The following is a 14,041-nucleotide window of genomic DNA, read 5'->3' as shown; positions in this document are numbered from 1 at the left end:
GCGATGATGGGCCATGTCTTCTTCCCTGCCCTCCGCCCTGCTCTGCGGGGCCTGCGCCCTGGCGCTGTCGTCCCTGGTCCACGCCGCTCCTGGCGAGGAGCCGGCCACCACCCTGCCCGCCTTGCAGGTCCAGGCCGCCCGCGTCGGCGGCGTGGCCGATTTCGACCTGCCGGCGTCGCTGACCACCACCGGCCTGGGCGACAGCGACCGCCTCGGCATACAGGCATCCGAGGCGCTGGTCGGGGTGCCCGGCCTGCTGGCGCGCGATCGCCAGAACTATGCGCAGGACACCCAGCTGTCGATCCGCGGCTTCGGCGCGCGCTCGGCGTTCGGCGTGCGCGGGGTGCGCCTGCTGCTGGACGGCATCCCGGCGACGATGCCGGACGGCCAGGGCCAGCTGTCCAACTTCAACCTGTTCGGCAGCGAGCGGATCGAGGTGCTGCGCGGGCCGTTCTCGGCGCTGTACGGCAATTCCTCCGGCGGCGTGGTGCAGCTGTGGAGCGCCGACGGCCAGCCCGACGATCCCTGGCGGCTGCGCAGCGCGATCGGCAGCCACGGCACCGCGGCGCTCAGCGCGCAGGCGCTGGGCCAGCAAGGCGAGGTCCACTACAACCTGGCCGCCACCCATTTCAGCACCGACGGCTACCGCGACCACAGCCACGCCCAGCGCACCACCTTCAACGCCAAGCTCGGCATCGACCTGGCGCCGGGGCGGCGCCTGGACCTGCTGTTCAACGCGCTGGAGGCGCCCGATGCGCAGGATCCGCTGGGCCTAAGCCGCGCCCAGGCCGCTGCCGACCCGCGCCAGGCCACCGCCGCGGCCAGCCAGTTCGATACCCGCAAGTCCACCCGCCAGGTCCAGGCCGGCGCCATCTTCACCCAGCAGGTGGACCAGCAGACCTGGCGCCTGATGGGCTACGCCGGGCGCCGCGACGTCACCCAATACCTCTCGGTGCCGGTGAGCGCGCAGAGCAACCCGCTCAACGCCGGCGGGGTGATCGACCTGGATGGCGACTACGGCGGCCTCGACGCGCGCTGGGCCTGGCAGGGCCAGTTCGCCGGCCGCCCGTTCCAGTTCACCGTCGGCGCCAATGCCGACCGCCAGCAACAGCACCGCACCGGCTACGAGAACTTCGTCGGCAGCACGCTCGGAGTGAAGGGGCCGCTGCGCCGCGACCAGCAGGACCGGGTGGAGAACGTGGACCAGTTCGCCCAGGCCTGGTGGCAGTTCGCCGCGCGCTGGTCGCTGCTCGCCGGCCTGCGCCACAGCCAGGTGCGGTTCCGTTCGGACGATGCCTATATCGTCGGCCGCAACCCCGACGACAGCGGCCGCACCGACTATGCCGCGACCACCCCGGTGGCCGGGCTGGTGTTCCGCGTCACCGACGACCTGCGGCTCTACGCCTCGGCCGGGCGCGGCTTCGAGACGCCGACCTTCAACGAGCTGGGCTACCGCCGCGACGGCGGCGCCGGCCTGGCCCTGGACCTGGCCGCGGCGCGCAGCCAGAACCTGGAACTGGGCGCGAAGTGGCGCAACGCCGCCGGCGCCAGCTGGGACGCGGCGCTGTTCCGCGCCAGCACCGACGACGAACTGGCGGTGGCCAGCAACACCAACGGCCGCAGCACCTACCGCAACATCGGCCGCACCCGCCGTCAGGGCGCCGAGACCAGCCTGACCCTGCCGCTGGGCGACAGCGCACAACTGCAACTGGCCTACACCTGGCTGCAGGCGACGGTGCGCCAGGCCTACCTGACCTGCGCCAGCAGCGGCTGCGCCACGCCCACCGCGGTGGTGGCCGCCGGCACCCGCCTGCCCGGCGTGCCGCAGCAGCAACTGTTCGCGCGCTGGCAATGGCAGCCGCGCGCCTGGCAATTCGCGGTGGAGGGCGTGGCCGCCGGCGACACCGTGGTCAACGACTTGGCCAGCGAGGCCGCGCCCGGCTACGCCCTGCTCAACCTGGAAGCGGCGCGGCGCTGGACCACCGCGCACGGCACCCTGCGTACCTTCGCGCGCATCGACAACGCGTTCGACCGCCGCTACATCGGCTCGGTCATCGTCAACGACGGCAATGGCCGTTACTACGAGCCGGGGCCGGATCGCAGCTATACGGTCGGGTTGCAGTGGGACTTGCCGCACTGAGCCGGTCGTAGGCGGGGAACATCTCCCAGCGCCATCCGAGCGTGTCGTTTTTCGGTAGTTCGCTGATCGCTGCTAGCGATGGGCGGCACCATGGGACGCGGGATTCCTGTTCGGCGGCGCAGGACTGCTTCGTCGAGCAGCGCCGGGGTCCCTGCCCTGACCTGTCCGCGGGCCTTGCGACACACCGTGGCATGCGCGCTTCACAAGCCGCCGCCGGCGACGCTTAGACGCAGGGAAGGCACTGCCGCATGGATGGCCCATGCAGGCGTCGATGTCGCGGAGGGATAGCGTGGAAGACAAGCTCGACCGGTTGCTGAGCGACGTCGCCCGGCTCAAGCAGGCACTGCAGACGCGGAAAACTCCGGCCGAGCGCGCGTTCCGGCTCCTGGAGAAGATGCTGGCGCCGGTGGCAATGGCGGTGTTGGCCTTCTACGGCAATGCCGCCGCGGACAAGATTTCCGCGGGCCAGTTGGCGCTGGCAAAGCTCAGCGTGGAAGACAAGAACAGGGAATTCGCGCGCTCGTTGCAGAGCAAGTACGTGGAACTCTTCTATGCCGACATCACCTCGGGCGATCCGGTGCGGCAAGGCCACGCGCTGGGCCTGCTGCGCCTGATGGATCCACCGCTGGCGCTGCAACTGGCGGCGTTCGTCGCGTCCAGTCCCGCGGCGCCGCCGGCGCTCAAGGCGCAGGCCGAAGCCACCGGCCGGCAGATCCGGCGCGAACCCCGCGCACCGGCGGCACCGGCACGGGCGCGATGAGCCAGGCCGACGGCAGCAGCGCGCCGCTCAACTGCGGTTGATCGACACCCCGCCGTCGACCAGCATCGCGCTGCCGGTCATGAACGCAGCCTCGTCGGAGGCCAGGAACAGCGCGGCCTGCGCCAGTTCGTCCGGTTGCGCCAGGCGTTTGAGCGCGTGCAGCTGCGCGACCTGCGCCAGCGCCTCTGGCGTGCCGTTCATCGCCTCCGCCATCGGCGTCTGCGTGCCACCCGGCAGCAATGCGTTGACCCGGATCGCCTGCGGTCCGAACTCCGCCGCCAGCGCCTGGGTCAGGCCGATCAGGCCTGCTTTGCTGGCGGCGTAGGCGGCCGTGCACGGAAAGCCGACGGTGTGGCCGACGAAGGTCGAAGTGAAGATCAGCGATCCGCCACCACGCGCCAGCATCGCCGGAATCTGATGCTTGGCGCCGAAGAACGCGCCGCTGAGATTGATGTCGAGCGCGTCGCGCCAGGCCTGCGCCTGCAGCTGTGTGGTCGGCACCAGGGTGCCCAGGGTGCCGGCATTGTTGAAGCCGATGTCCAGGCCGCCGAAGCGCTCGCTGGCCAACGCCACCAACGCCTGCGCATAGGCCTCCTCGCGGACGTCGCCGGCCAGCCACGCGGCCTGGCCGCCGGCCTCCTCGATCTCCGCGGCGAGTGTCTGCAGCAGCGCGCCGCGGCGCGCGCCCAGCACCACGCAGGCGCCTTCGCGTGCGAACAGGTGCGCCGCGGCGTGGCCGATGCCGGAACTGGCGCCGGTGATGAGCGCGATCTTGCCGTGCAAGCGTTGCATGTGACGCTCCATGGTCTTGAAAGAACCTGGAGCATCGTCGGCGCCGCCGCGCGCTGCTCGCCGTGTTCGGACGCGGCAGTCGCGGGCGATGCGTACCGTCCGCAAGAGGCACTGGATGCGAGAGCGACGGTCAACCGTGACGCGGTGTTCTGCAGGATCTGTCGCAACTCGGCAAGAAGCACTGCTGTCGTGTAGGAGCGGCTTCAGCCGCGACTGGCATGACCGATGGAGTCGCGTCGCGGCTGAAGCCGCTCCTGCGAGAAACGCGATGTCGACGACCGCGCGGCGCAGCTGGCACGCAGCGAAACGCGATCTCAGTGCGCGCCCAACTGCAGCCGCCGGTACAGCGTGCTGCGGCTGATGCCGAGCCGCCGTGCGGCCTGCGAGACGTTGCCGTTGCAGGCGTCCAGAGCCTGGCGCATGGCGCCGAGCGCGAGACTGTCGAGGTCGGCATCGGGCAACGGCATTGCGGTGCCGGCATTGCTGCCCTGCTCTGCCGCGCGCACGCCGGGCAGATAGGCCGGCAACGCGTCGCTATCGACCAGCGCGTCCGGCTCGCTCAGCGCCACCAGCGTGCGCAGGCAGGCCACCAGCTGGCGCAGATTGCCCGGCCACGCATAGGCGCTCAGCGTCGCCAGGGCGGCCTCGGTCAGGCGCCTGCCCTGGCCAAGCCGCGTCCACAGCTCGGCGACCAGCGTGCGCCGGTCCGGATGCGCGCGCAGTGCCGGCACCTGCACGCAGTGGTGGGCGATGCGGTAGTACAGGTCGGGGCGGAAGCGCTGCTCGGCCATCGCCGCGTCCAGGTCGCGGTGGGTGGCGCAGATCAGCGCGAAATCCAGTTTCACCGGCTTGCCGCCGCCCAGCGGCAGCAGTTCGCGCTCCTGCAGCACACGCAGCAAGCGCGGCTGCAGGGCCAGCGGCATGTCGCCGATCTCGTCCAGGAACAGCACGCCGCCATCGGCCTGACGCAACAGCCCCGGATTGCCGTGCTTGCGCGCGCCGGTGAAGGCGCCGTCCTCGTAGCCGAACAGTTCCGCTTCGATCAGCCCTTCCGGCAGCGCCGCGCAGTTGACTGCCACGAAGGGGCGTCCAGCGCGTGCGCTGCGCCGGTGCAGTTCACGCGCGAACACTTCCTTGCCGGTGCCGGTCTCGCCCTGCACCAGCACCGGCAGTTGCGCGTCGAGCACGCGCCGCGCGCGTTCCAGCGCTAGTTCCTGCGCGGCATCGAACAGCGGGGCGTCGGACGCCGCCGCGGCCGAGGGCCGCGACGACGCGGTTACGGTGATCGGCGCCTGCTGCGGGCGTCGCCGCGGACGATCGTCGGCCGGGCTGTCGATGCGTCCGTGCAGCGCCCGCCCCTGCAGGTCGAACACGCTGCCCTGCTGGCGCAGCCGCGACAGCGGTTCCTCGAACAGCGCCTCGTAGGGCGCGCGGCCGAGTTCGTGGCGCTCCAGCCCGAACAGCCGCAACCCGGCCTGGTTGGCGGCCACCAGGCGGCCGTTGCGGAAGGCCAGCAGCGCCTCGCGTGCGGTGCCGAGCAGCGCCGGATCGTGGTGCACGCGCAGCAGTTCGCAGCCGGGAATGCCGTCGTCGAAATAGCGGTGCTCGATGTTGGCCACCGCCATCCGCGCCAGCGCCAGCGCGTGCATGTGCTGCACGCTGGCGTCGCCGGAGATGTCGAGCACGCCGGCCAGGCGGCCGTACGGATCGAAGATCGGCACCGCCGCGCAACTGAGGATCTGGTGCGGGGCGAAATAGTGCTCGCCACCGCGCACTTCCACCGAGCGGCTTTCGACGATCGCCGTGCCGATCGCGTTGGTGCCGACCTGGGGTTCGCTCCAGCATGCGCCGGGCATCAGCGCCACCCTGCCTGCCTTGTCGAGGAAGCGCGGGCTGCCTTCGGCGTCGAGGATCCAGCCGGCCTCGTCGGTGAGCAGCACGATGCTGCCGGTGGCCGCGGCGTCGCCCGCCAGGCCTTCCAGTTCGGCACGGGCCAGTCGCCAAAGCCGCTCGTGTGCCTCGCGCAGGGCGCGCAGGCGTGAGGCTTCCAGCGGCTCGATCGCCGGTTGGGCGTCCGCGGCCAGGCCCAGGCGCTGGCAGCGCTGCCACGACTGCAGGATGGTGTCTGGCACCTGCCCGACCGGCGCGCCGCCGCGTTCGAAGAAGGCCCGGCGGGCCTGGCCGAGTTGATGTTGCGAAGGGTGCTGCGCCATGTCCGGCTCCGCTGTCGCAGATTGCGACACCTGGTGATACGGGTGTTCCGATAAACAGCACATCCGCCGGCGCGGCGCAATCAGCAGGCGTGGCGCGACGCAGCAAAACCGGGCGGGGTGCGTCGATGTGTCGCGGTGCGAACGCGTGACGCGGCGCAGCACGCAAAACCTGGCATCGGTCTTGCGCATGTGCAGCTACCCGGACGGGCCTGCCCTGTCCTTCTCGACCGCCGAAGGAGAACACGATGAACGCCGTCAGCACCGCCAAGCCGCATGCCACCGATCCGCAGTCCATCTTCAAGTCGCGCTACGGCAACTTCATCGGCGGCAAATGGGTGGAGCCGAAGAGCGGGCAGTACTTCGACAACAGCACGCCGATCACCGGCAAGGTGTTCACTTCGGTGGCGCGCTCCAACGCCGAGGACATCGAGGCCGCGCTGGACGCCGCGCACGCCGCCAAGGACGCCTGGGGCAAGACCTCCAGCACCGAGCGCAGCAACGTGCTGCTGAAGATCGCCGACCGCATCGAGCAGAACCTGGAACTGCTGGCCTATGCCGAGACCTGGGACAACGGCAAGCCGGTGCGCGAGACGCTCAACGCCGACGTGCCGCTGTGCGTGGACCACTTCCGCTACTTCGCCGGCGCGGTGCGCGCCCAGGAAGGCGGCATCTCCGAGATCGACCACGACACCATCGCCTATCACTTCCACGAACCGCTCGGCGTGGTCGGCCAGATCATTCCGTGGAACTTCCCGCTGCTGATGGCGTGCTGGAAGCTGGCGCCGGCGCTGGCCGCGGGCAACTGCGTGGTGATGAAGCCGGCCGAGCAGACCCCGGCCTCGATCCTGGTGCTGATGGAGGTGATCGGCGACCTGCTGCCGCCGGGCGTACTCAACGTGGTCAACGGCTTCGGCCTGGAGGCCGGCAAGCCGCTGGCCAGCAACCCGCGCATCGCCAAGATCGCCTTCACCGGCGAGACCACCACCGGCCGGCTGATCATGCAGTACGCCAGCCAGAACCTGATCCCGGTGACGCTGGAGCTGGGCGGCAAGTCGCCCAACATCTTCTTCGCCGACGTGATGGCCGAGGACGACGACTTCCTCGACAAGGCGGTGGAAGGCTTCGTGCTGTTCGCCTTCAACCAGGGCGAGGTCTGCACCTGTCCGTCGCGCGCGCTGATCCAGGAGTCGATCTACGAGAAGTTCATGGAGAAGGCGCTCAAGCGCGTGGCGGCGATCAAGCAGGGCAACCCGCTCGATCCCAACACCATGGTCGGCGCGCAGGCCTCCAGCGAGCAGTTGGAGAAGATCCTGTCCTACATCGACATCGGCAAGCAGGAAGGCGCCGAAGTGCTGATCGGCGGCGAGCGCAACGCGCTGGATGGCGAGCTCGCCGGCGGCTTCTACGTCAAGCCGACGGTGTTCAAGGGCCACAACAGGATGCGCGTGTTCCAGGAGGAGATCTTCGGTCCGGTGGTGTCGGTGACCACCTTCAAGGACGAGGCCGAGGCGCTGGCGATCGCCAACGACACGCTGTACGGCCTGGGTGCCGGCGTGTGGAGCCGCGATGCGGCGCGGCTGTACCGCATGGGCCGCGCGATCCAGGCCGGGCGGGTGTGGACCAACTGTTATCACGCCTATCCGGCGCATGCCGCGTTCGGCGGCTACAAGCAGTCGGGCATCGGCCGGGAGAACCACAAGATGATGCTCGACCACTACCAGCAGACCAAGAACCTGCTGGTCAGCTACTCGCCGAAGGCGCTGGGCTTCTTCTGACGTGCGGGCAGGGCGGCGGCACGCGCACAGGCGTGTCGTCGCGTTGCCGCCAACTGATCTGGATCAAGGCAATCCGTCGCCGGTCGCGCGATGGTGACATCACCCGTTTTTCTCAGGAGCGTTGCAATGGACAAGACGATGAAAGCCGCCGTGGTGCGGGAATTCGGCAAGCCGCTGGCAATCGAGGAAGTGGCGGTGCCGCGGCCGCAGGCCGGCGACATCCTGGTCAAGATCGAGGCCTGCGGCGTGTGCCACACCGACCTGCACGCGGCCGAAGGCGATTGGCCGGTGAAGCCGAACCCGCCGTTCATTCCCGGCCACGAGAGCGTGGGCCACGTGGTGGCGGTGGGTGCCGGCGTGGGCCACGTCAGGGAAGGCGACCGTGTCGGCATTCCGTGGCTGTACTCGGCCTGCGGCCATTGCGAACATTGCCTGGGCGGCTGGGAAACCCTGTGCGAGACGCAGCAGAACACCGGCTACTCGGTCAACGGCGGCTTCGCCGAGTATGCGCTGGCCAATGCCAACTACGTCGGCCACCTGCCGAAGAGCATCGGCTTCGTCGAGGTCGCGCCGATCCTGTGCGCCGGTGTCACCGTGTACAAGGGCCTGAAGGTGACCGACACCAAGCCCGGCAACTGGGTGGTGATCTCCGGCATCGGCGGCCTCGGCCACATGGCGGTGCAGTACGCCAAGGCGATGGGCCTGAACGTGGCCGCGGTGGACGTGGACGACGCCAAGCTGGCGCTGGCCACGCGCCTAGGTGCGACGGTGACGGTGAACGCGCGCACCACCGACCCGGTGACGTACCTGAAGAAGGAAATCGGCGGTGCGCACGGCGCGCTGGTCACCGCGGTCTCGCCGAAGGCGTTCGAGCAGGCCATCGGCATGGTCCGCCGCGGCGGCACGGTCTCGCTCAACGGCCTGCCGCCGGGCCAGTTCCCGCTGGACATCTTCGGCATGGTGCTCAACGGCGTGACCGTGCGCGGCTCGATCGTCGGCACGCGCCTGGACCTGCAGGAGTCGCTGGAATTCGCCGAGCAGGGCAAGGTGGCCGCGACCGTGGCCACCGACACCCTGGACAACGTCAACGACGTGTTCGCGCGCATGCACGCCGGCAAGATCGAAGGCCGCATCGTGCTGGACATGGCCGCCTGATGGACGCGTCCGCGCCCGCCGACGCGCTACCGCCGCAGGTGCTGGCGACGCTGCCGGCGCTGCAGCTGATCGCCAAGCTGCGGGCGCGGCACGGCGCACTGCTGTTCCACCAGTCCGGCGGCTGCTGCGACGGTTCCTCGCCCATGTGCTATCCGCAGGACGACTTCATCGTCGGCGACCGCGACGTGCTGCTGGGCGAGATCGGGCAGGCGCCGTTCTACATCAGCCCGTCGCAGTTCGCCTACTGGAAGCACACCCAGCTGATTATCGACGTGGTGCCCGGCCGCGGCGGCATGTTCTCGCTGGAGAACGGCGAGGGCGTACGCTTCCTGGTGCGCTCGCGCCTGTTCACCGACGGCGAGTACGCCGCGCTGGAGGCGGCGGGGAAGGTGTAGTGGCGCATCCGCGCCGCTGTTGCAGCTGTAGGAGCGGCTTTAGCCGCGACCGTGGCGTTACCGGTAACGCCCGTCGCGGCTAAAGCCGCTCCTACATGGACACGTCGCGTCTTCGACCATGTCGATGTAATGGCAGATGCAGTGTGGGAGCGGCTTCAGTCGCGACGAGGCTTTCCCGGTAAGGCCTGTCGCGATTGAAGTCGCTCCCACAAGGATGCTGGGATGATGCTCACCGCACCGCACCACAATGTCCCCCGTAGGAGCGGCTTTAGCCGCGACGGAGCGTTATCGGGAACGCCCGGGTCGCGGCCGAAGCCGCTCCTACGAGACATCCGTTGTACTTCGCAAAACGAATACGAACGCCAAAACGGCATCTCAAGACGCCTCCGCCTAAGACCCCTTCGGCGGCTTTGCCGGCACGAACGGCGACACCGGATCACTCGCGGGAAAGGTTTCTTCCAGCGCTTCGTCCTGGTTGGCGTCGGCGTGCCGTCCGTGCGCAGTGTCGGGTGTGGAGTGCGCCGGCGTGTCCGGCGGGGCAGGGCGATCCTCGCCGGTGCGTGGTTCGTGTTCGACGATGGTCTCGGGGCGGTCGCCGGCGCCGCGGTCTTCGCTGAGCTGCGTCTCGCGTTTGCCGCGTTGTTCGCCGGGGACGGGGGCCGCGCGGCGCAGCGGGTCGGTGGGCGTGGACATGTCCGGTTCCTCCAGAGGAATGGCGGCGGAGGTCCAGTTCACCGCCGCGGCAGTGAAGCCATTGCGAATCGCGGCCCTTGCACGCCTCGGTCACGAACCGCTAACGGGGCGGGCGCTACTGCTGCGCATCCCCCCCGCCGACGTTGCCGCCCGGAGCCCTGCCATGCGCCCCAGCGACCGCCCCGACCCGCTGCTGTTCAACGCCCATCTGGACCCCTTGCCGAGCGTGCCGCCGCCGCGTCGCCGTGGCGCCGCGCCGCGCCCGCACGATGCGCCGGATTACCGCCGCTACAGCCTGGCCGACTACCGCCAGCGCCGTGCGCGCCACCGCACCCCGTGGCGCGACCTGTGCCCGGCCTATGCCTTCGCCCTGCAGACCCACGCCCGCGGCTGGCCGCGCGGGCCGCAGGCCGAGACCGATGGCGAACTGGCCGCGCATTGGGACCTGATGCGCGGCGACTCGCGGCTGGACTGGGACCAGGCGCGGCAGGTGGTCGAGGACGCCTGGCAGGCGCTGGACCACCTGCCGGCGCAGGCGACCGGCATGGAGGCGCACTGATGCCGCGCCCGATCTGGACCGGCACGCTGTCCTTCGGCCTGCTCAACGTGCCGGTGTCGCTGATGTCCGGCGAACGCCGGGTCGACCTGCACTTCCGCATGCTCGACGCGCGCGACAAGCGCCCGATCCGCTTCGAGCGGGTCAATGCCGACACCGGCGAGGAAGTGCCGTGGAAGGACATCGTCAAGGCCTACGAATACAGCAAGGGCAACTACGTGGTGGTCGAGCAGCAGGACATCGCCTCGGCCGCGCCGGAGAGCCACGAGGCGGTGGAGGTGGAAGCCTTCGTCGACGCCGCCGAGATCGACCTGCGCTATTTCGAAAAGCCCTACGTGCTGGTGCCGGGCAAGAAGGCCGAGAAGGGCTATGTGCTGCTGCGCGAGACCCTGCGGAGCACCGGCAAGGTCGGCATCGCGCGGGTGGTGATCCGCACCCGTGAATACCTGTCGGCAGTGATGCCGCTGCAGGACGCGCTGGTGCTGATCCTGCTGCGCTATCCGCAGGAACTGGTGGACCTGGACGACTACACGCTGCCCAGCGGCAAGGCCGCCGACTACCGTATCAGCGCCAAGGAAACCGAGATGGCGGCGCAGCTGATCGACTCGATGTCCGGGCGCTGGGACCCCGACGCCTACCACGACGAATTCCGCGAGCGGCTGCATGCGGTGATCCAGAAGCGGATCAAGGCGCAGGAGGGCACCACCCAGGTCGACGAGGACGCCGAGGCGCCGCACCGCGAGGACGCCACCACCAACGTGGTCGACTTCATGTCGCTGCTGCAGAAGAGCCTGGAGGCCAAGAAGCGCACGCCGGCCAGACAGGACGAGCGCGTGCCGGTACGCAAGACCGCGGCGAAGAAGAGCGGCAAACCGGCCAAGAGCACGGCTGGCAAGGCCAAGAAGGCGACACGCGCCAAACCTGCGGCGGCCAAGGCCAAGCCGGCCGCGCGCAAGGCGCCGGCGCGGCGCAAGGCCGGCTAGGGCAGGTCGGTCGCGGCGGCGCCAGGGCTGCCGCGACCGGCTTTACGCAGAGACCATCGCCTCGCGCGTCACCTGCGCCAGCGATTCGCGCGAAATCGCCGCGATCGACCTGGTGCCGGTCAGGGTCATCGCCACCCGCATCTCCTTCTCGATCAGGCCCAGCAGGTGTTCCACCCCGGCCTGGCCGGCGGCGGCCAGCGCGTAGACGAAGGCGCGGCCGAGCAGCACCGCGTCGGCGCCGAGCGCCAGCATGCGCACCACGTCCAGGCCGCTGCGCACGCCGGAGTCGGCCAGGATCTTCAACTCGCCCTTCACCGCATCGGCGATCGCCGGCAACGCCCGCGCGCTGGACAGCACGCCATCGAGCTGGCGTCCGCCATGGTTGGAGACGACGATGCCGTCGGCGCCGAAACGCACCGCATCGCGCGCGTCGGCCGGGTCGAGGATGCCCTTGATCAGCATCGGCCCGGTCCAGAATTCGCGGATCCACTCCAGGTCCTTCCACGAGATCGACGGATCGAAGTTGGCGCCGAGCCAGCCGATGTAGTCGGCCAGCCCGGTGGGGTGGCCGCGGTAGGTGGAGATGTTGCCCAGGTCGTGCGGGCGCCCGTGCAGGCCCACGTCCCAGGCCCAGCGCGGATGCGTGAGCGCCTGCAGCATGCGCCGCAGCGGCGCGTTGGGGCCGCTCATGCCCGAATGCGCGTCGCGATAGCGCGCACCCGGCACCGGCATGTCCACGGTGAACACCAGGGTGGTCACGCCGGCCGCCTTGGCCCGCTCCAGCGCATTGCGCATGAAGCCGCGGTCCTTGAGCACATACAGCTGGAACCACATCGGCCGGTCGATCGCCGGCGCCACTTCCTCGATCGGGCACACCGACACCGTGGACAGGGTGAACGGCACGCCCTTGGCCACCGCTGCCCTGGCGGCCTGCACCTCGCCGCGGCGCGCGTACATGCCGGTCAGGCCCACCGGCGCCAGCGCCACCGGCAAGGCCAGGCGTTCGCCGAACAGCTCGGTGTGCAGGTCCAGCGCCGACATGTCGCGCAGCACCCGCTGGCGCAGGGCGATGTCGCCAAGGTCGGACACGTTGCGGCGCAGGGTGTGCTCGGCATAGGCGCCGCCGTCGATGTAGTGGAACAGGAACGGCGGCAGCCGGCGCTGGGCGGCGGCACGGTAGTCGGTGGCGGCGGAAATGATCATCGGGGCAGGGCGGTCAGGGAGAGGAGGGCAGGCGCGAGGCACGCGCGCGGCGTGCATCGTCCTCGTCGAGCGTGCGCAGCGCGCTGTGCACGAATTCCAGGTGCGCGTGCGCGGCGGCGCGTGCGCGTTCCGGGTCGCCGGCCAGGATCGCGTCGCGCAGCGCGCGGTGCTGGGCGTGCAGGGCGGCGAAGATGCGCGGCGAGGCGAACAACTGCTGCCGGCTCTGCGAGATATTGGCTTGCAGCAGGTCGAACAGGCCGCGCATCACCTGTAGCAGCACGCGGTTGTGGGTGGCCTCGGCGATGGCCAGGTGGAAGTCGGCGTCGGCGTGCGCCTGTGCGGCCGCATCGGCCTGCGCATGGGTCTGCAGCAGCGCCTCGAACGCGGCGTCGATGCGCGCGCGGTCGTCGTCGGTGGCACGCAGCGCCGCGTGCCAGGCGGTGGCGCCCTCCAGCGCATGGCGTGCCTCCAGCACGTCGAAGCGGTACTCAGGGTCGGCGTGCAGCAGCGGCAGGAACGGCTGCAGCGGCGCCACCACCTGGTCCTCCGGGGTCGGCGGCCGTTGCACGTAGGTGCCGCCGCCCACGCGCGCCCGCAGCAGCCCCTGGCTGGCGAGCTGTGCGATGGCCTCGCGCAGCACCGGGCGGGACACGCCCAGTTCCGCGGCCAGGGCGCGCTCGGCGGGCAGGCGCGCGTCGACCGGCAGGCCGCGGTGTGCGATCAGTGCGCGCAACTGGGCGGCGACCCGGTCGCTGAGCCGGGCAGGGGGCTCAGCCGCTGCGTCGGCGCTGGCGGCAATGGATAGATTGGTCATACCAATTGCGTGAAAGTGCGTGCGTGGTCTGGCCATTAGGCGCCACGTTTCACGCAACGTCAATCACCGCAGTAACATGCGGTGCCGCATTGGTCATACCAATCAGAACAACCGATAGCGCGCCATCGCCGCGGCCAGCACCACCAGGGCTGCCACCAGGGCCAGTTCCAGCCCGAGCAAGCGCTGCAGCGTGCGCACCTGCGCGGGCGGCGGCGCCCAATCCGGCTGCCGCCGCGCCTGCCGGCGCCAGCGCAACAGGCGCAGCGTCGGCACCAGCGAGAGCAGGCCGATCGCCGCGAAGGTGCCGAGCTTGGCCCAGAACCAGGGGTTGTGCAGGTAGTAGTCGGCGCCCTTGAGGCCATAGCGCACCCGCAACGCGCCGATCGCCAGGATCAGCAGCGCGGCCACGCCGTAGATGGCGTCGATGCGGACCAGCCGCGTCAGTTGGATGCGCTCCAACGGCCCGCGCAACAGGGTCCATTCGGCCACCAGCGCGGCGATCAGCAGCAGCATCGCCAGGTGGTGCAGGGCGGCCAGCAGCAGGTCGACATTGCCCATCGGC

Annotated in this window: 13 protein-coding genes; 7 read left to right on the top strand and 6 right to left on the bottom strand. The window is 70.1% G+C overall.

Features of this window, described 5'->3' with window-relative positions; translation table 11 throughout:
• Positions 1–13: 13 nt before the first annotated feature.
• Positions 14–2,140 carry a TonB-dependent receptor gene (locus tag RAB71_RS00615; protein ID WP_029561789.1) on the top strand — a complete coding sequence of 709 codons (2,127 nt, stop codon included), beginning with the start codon at positions 14–16 and terminating at the stop codon, positions 2,138–2,140.
• A 289-nt stretch (positions 2,141–2,429) separates the two neighbouring features.
• Positions 2,430–2,900 carry a hypothetical protein gene (locus tag RAB71_RS00610; protein ID WP_010340651.1) on the top strand — a complete coding sequence of 157 codons (471 nt, stop codon included), beginning with the start codon at positions 2,430–2,432 and terminating at the stop codon, positions 2,898–2,900.
• A gap of 27 nt (positions 2,901–2,927) precedes the next feature.
• Here RAB71_RS00610 and RAB71_RS00605 read toward each other — a convergent pair whose 3' ends face one another.
• Both RAB71_RS00605 and RAB71_RS00600 read right to left on the bottom strand, forming a co-directional pair.
• On the bottom strand, positions 2,928–3,692 hold the full coding sequence (locus RAB71_RS00605; RefSeq protein ID WP_010340650.1) for an SDR family oxidoreductase: 765 nt from the start codon (positions 3,690–3,692) through the stop codon (positions 2,928–2,930).
• A 314-nt stretch (positions 3,693–4,006) separates the two neighbouring features.
• Positions 4,007–5,905 carry a sigma-54-dependent Fis family transcriptional regulator gene (locus RAB71_RS00600; RefSeq protein ID WP_010340649.1) on the bottom strand — a complete coding sequence of 633 codons (1,899 nt, stop codon included), beginning with the start codon at positions 5,903–5,905 and terminating at the stop codon, positions 4,007–4,009.
• Between the two features lie 245 nt (positions 5,906–6,150).
• On the opposite strand from RAB71_RS00600, the gene adh reads away from it, so the two are divergent.
• The 3 genes from adh (at position 6,151) to RAB71_RS00585 (ending at position 9,230) form a co-directional block, all read left to right on the top strand.
• Positions 6,151–7,680, top strand: coding sequence for an aldehyde dehydrogenase (gene adh / locus RAB71_RS00595; protein WP_010340648.1), 1,530 nt, complete (start codon positions 6,151–6,153; stop codon positions 7,678–7,680).
• 126 nt (positions 7,681–7,806) lie between these two features.
• Entirely contained in the window at positions 7,807–8,835 is a 1,029-nt protein-coding gene (gene adhP, locus RAB71_RS00590) for an alcohol dehydrogenase AdhP (RefSeq protein ID WP_010340647.1), read from the top strand.
• On the top strand, positions 8,835–9,230 hold the full coding sequence (locus RAB71_RS00585; protein ID WP_010340646.1) for a DUF779 domain-containing protein: 396 nt from the start codon (positions 8,835–8,837) through the stop codon (positions 9,228–9,230). The genes adhP and RAB71_RS00585 overlap by 1 nt, the downstream gene beginning before the upstream one ends.
• Before the next feature lie 390 nt (positions 9,231–9,620).
• On the opposite strand, the gene RAB71_RS00580 is transcribed toward RAB71_RS00585, so the two are convergent.
• A complete protein-coding gene (locus RAB71_RS00580) occupies positions 9,621–9,923 on the bottom strand; it encodes a hypothetical protein (RefSeq protein WP_010340645.1) in 303 nt (100 codons plus the stop codon).
• A 163-nt stretch (positions 9,924–10,086) separates the two neighbouring features.
• Between RAB71_RS00580 and RAB71_RS00575 the strand changes: the two genes are divergently transcribed.
• Positions 10,087–10,482 carry a hypothetical protein gene (locus RAB71_RS00575; protein WP_010340644.1) on the top strand — a complete coding sequence of 132 codons (396 nt, stop codon included), beginning with the start codon at positions 10,087–10,089 and terminating at the stop codon, positions 10,480–10,482.
• Positions 10,482–11,462: a Ku protein gene (locus RAB71_RS00570; protein ID WP_010340643.1), complete on the top strand. Its 981-nt coding sequence runs from the start codon at positions 10,482–10,484 to the stop codon at positions 11,460–11,462. The genes RAB71_RS00575 and RAB71_RS00570 overlap by 1 nt, the downstream gene beginning before the upstream one ends.
• Positions 11,463–11,504: 42 nt before the next feature.
• Here the strand turns inward: RAB71_RS00570 and lldD are convergent, their stop codons facing one another.
• From lldD to RAB71_RS00555, 3 genes are all read right to left on the bottom strand, one after another.
• Positions 11,505–12,665, bottom strand: a complete 1,161-nt coding sequence (lldD, locus tag RAB71_RS00565; protein WP_010340642.1) for an FMN-dependent L-lactate dehydrogenase LldD — start codon at positions 12,663–12,665, stop codon at positions 11,505–11,507.
• 13 nt (positions 12,666–12,678) lie between these two features.
• On the bottom strand, positions 12,679–13,479 hold the full coding sequence (gene lldR, locus RAB71_RS00560) for a transcriptional regulator LldR (RefSeq protein ID WP_029561788.1): 801 nt from the start codon (positions 13,477–13,479) through the stop codon (positions 12,679–12,681).
• 102 nt (positions 13,480–13,581) lie between these two features.
• On the bottom strand, positions 13,582–14,037 hold the full coding sequence (locus tag RAB71_RS00555; RefSeq protein ID WP_010340640.1) for a DUF2214 family protein: 456 nt from the start codon (positions 14,035–14,037) through the stop codon (positions 13,582–13,584).
• Positions 14,038–14,041 lie beyond the last annotated feature (4 nt).

Origin of the sequence: Xanthomonas sacchari (assembly GCF_040529065.1) — a bacterium.
Classification (GTDB): domain Bacteria; phylum Pseudomonadota; class Gammaproteobacteria; order Xanthomonadales; family Xanthomonadaceae; genus Xanthomonas_A; species Xanthomonas_A sacchari.
The sequence above is the reverse complement of the archived record's forward strand: the minus strand, read 5'-3'. Positions and strand labels throughout refer to the sequence as shown.

Coding starts and splice junctions, on each gene's coding strand:
- adhP (WP_010340647.1), top strand. CDS start 7,807: ATGGACAAGACGATGAAAGCCGCCGTGGTGCGGGAATTCGGCAAGCCG.
- adh (WP_010340648.1), top strand. CDS start 6,151: ATGAACGCCGTCAGCACCGCCAAGCCGCATGCCACCGATCCGCAGTCC.
- lldD (WP_010340642.1), bottom strand. CDS start 12,665: ATGATCATTTCCGCCGCCACCGACTACCGTGCCGCCGCCCAGCGCCGG.
- lldR (WP_029561788.1), bottom strand. CDS start 13,479: ATGACCAATCTATCCATTGCCGCCAGCGCCGACGCAGCGGCTGAGCCC.
- RAB71_RS00555 (WP_010340640.1), bottom strand. CDS start 14,037: ATGGGCAATGTCGACCTGCTGCTGGCCGCCCTGCACCACCTGGCGATG.
- RAB71_RS00580 (WP_010340645.1), bottom strand. CDS start 9,923: ATGTCCACGCCCACCGACCCGCTGCGCCGCGCGGCCCCCGTCCCCGGC.
- RAB71_RS00575 (WP_010340644.1), top strand. CDS start 10,087: ATGCGCCCCAGCGACCGCCCCGACCCGCTGCTGTTCAACGCCCATCTG.
- RAB71_RS00585 (WP_010340646.1), top strand. CDS start 8,835: ATGGACGCGTCCGCGCCCGCCGACGCGCTACCGCCGCAGGTGCTGGCG.
- RAB71_RS00600 (WP_010340649.1), bottom strand. CDS start 5,905: ATGGCGCAGCACCCTTCGCAACATCAACTCGGCCAGGCCCGCCGGGCC.
- RAB71_RS00615 (WP_029561789.1), top strand. CDS start 14: ATGTCTTCTTCCCTGCCCTCCGCCCTGCTCTGCGGGGCCTGCGCCCTG.
- RAB71_RS00605 (WP_010340650.1), bottom strand. CDS start 3,692: ATGCAACGCTTGCACGGCAAGATCGCGCTCATCACCGGCGCCAGTTCC.
- RAB71_RS00570 (WP_010340643.1), top strand. CDS start 10,482: ATGCCGCGCCCGATCTGGACCGGCACGCTGTCCTTCGGCCTGCTCAAC.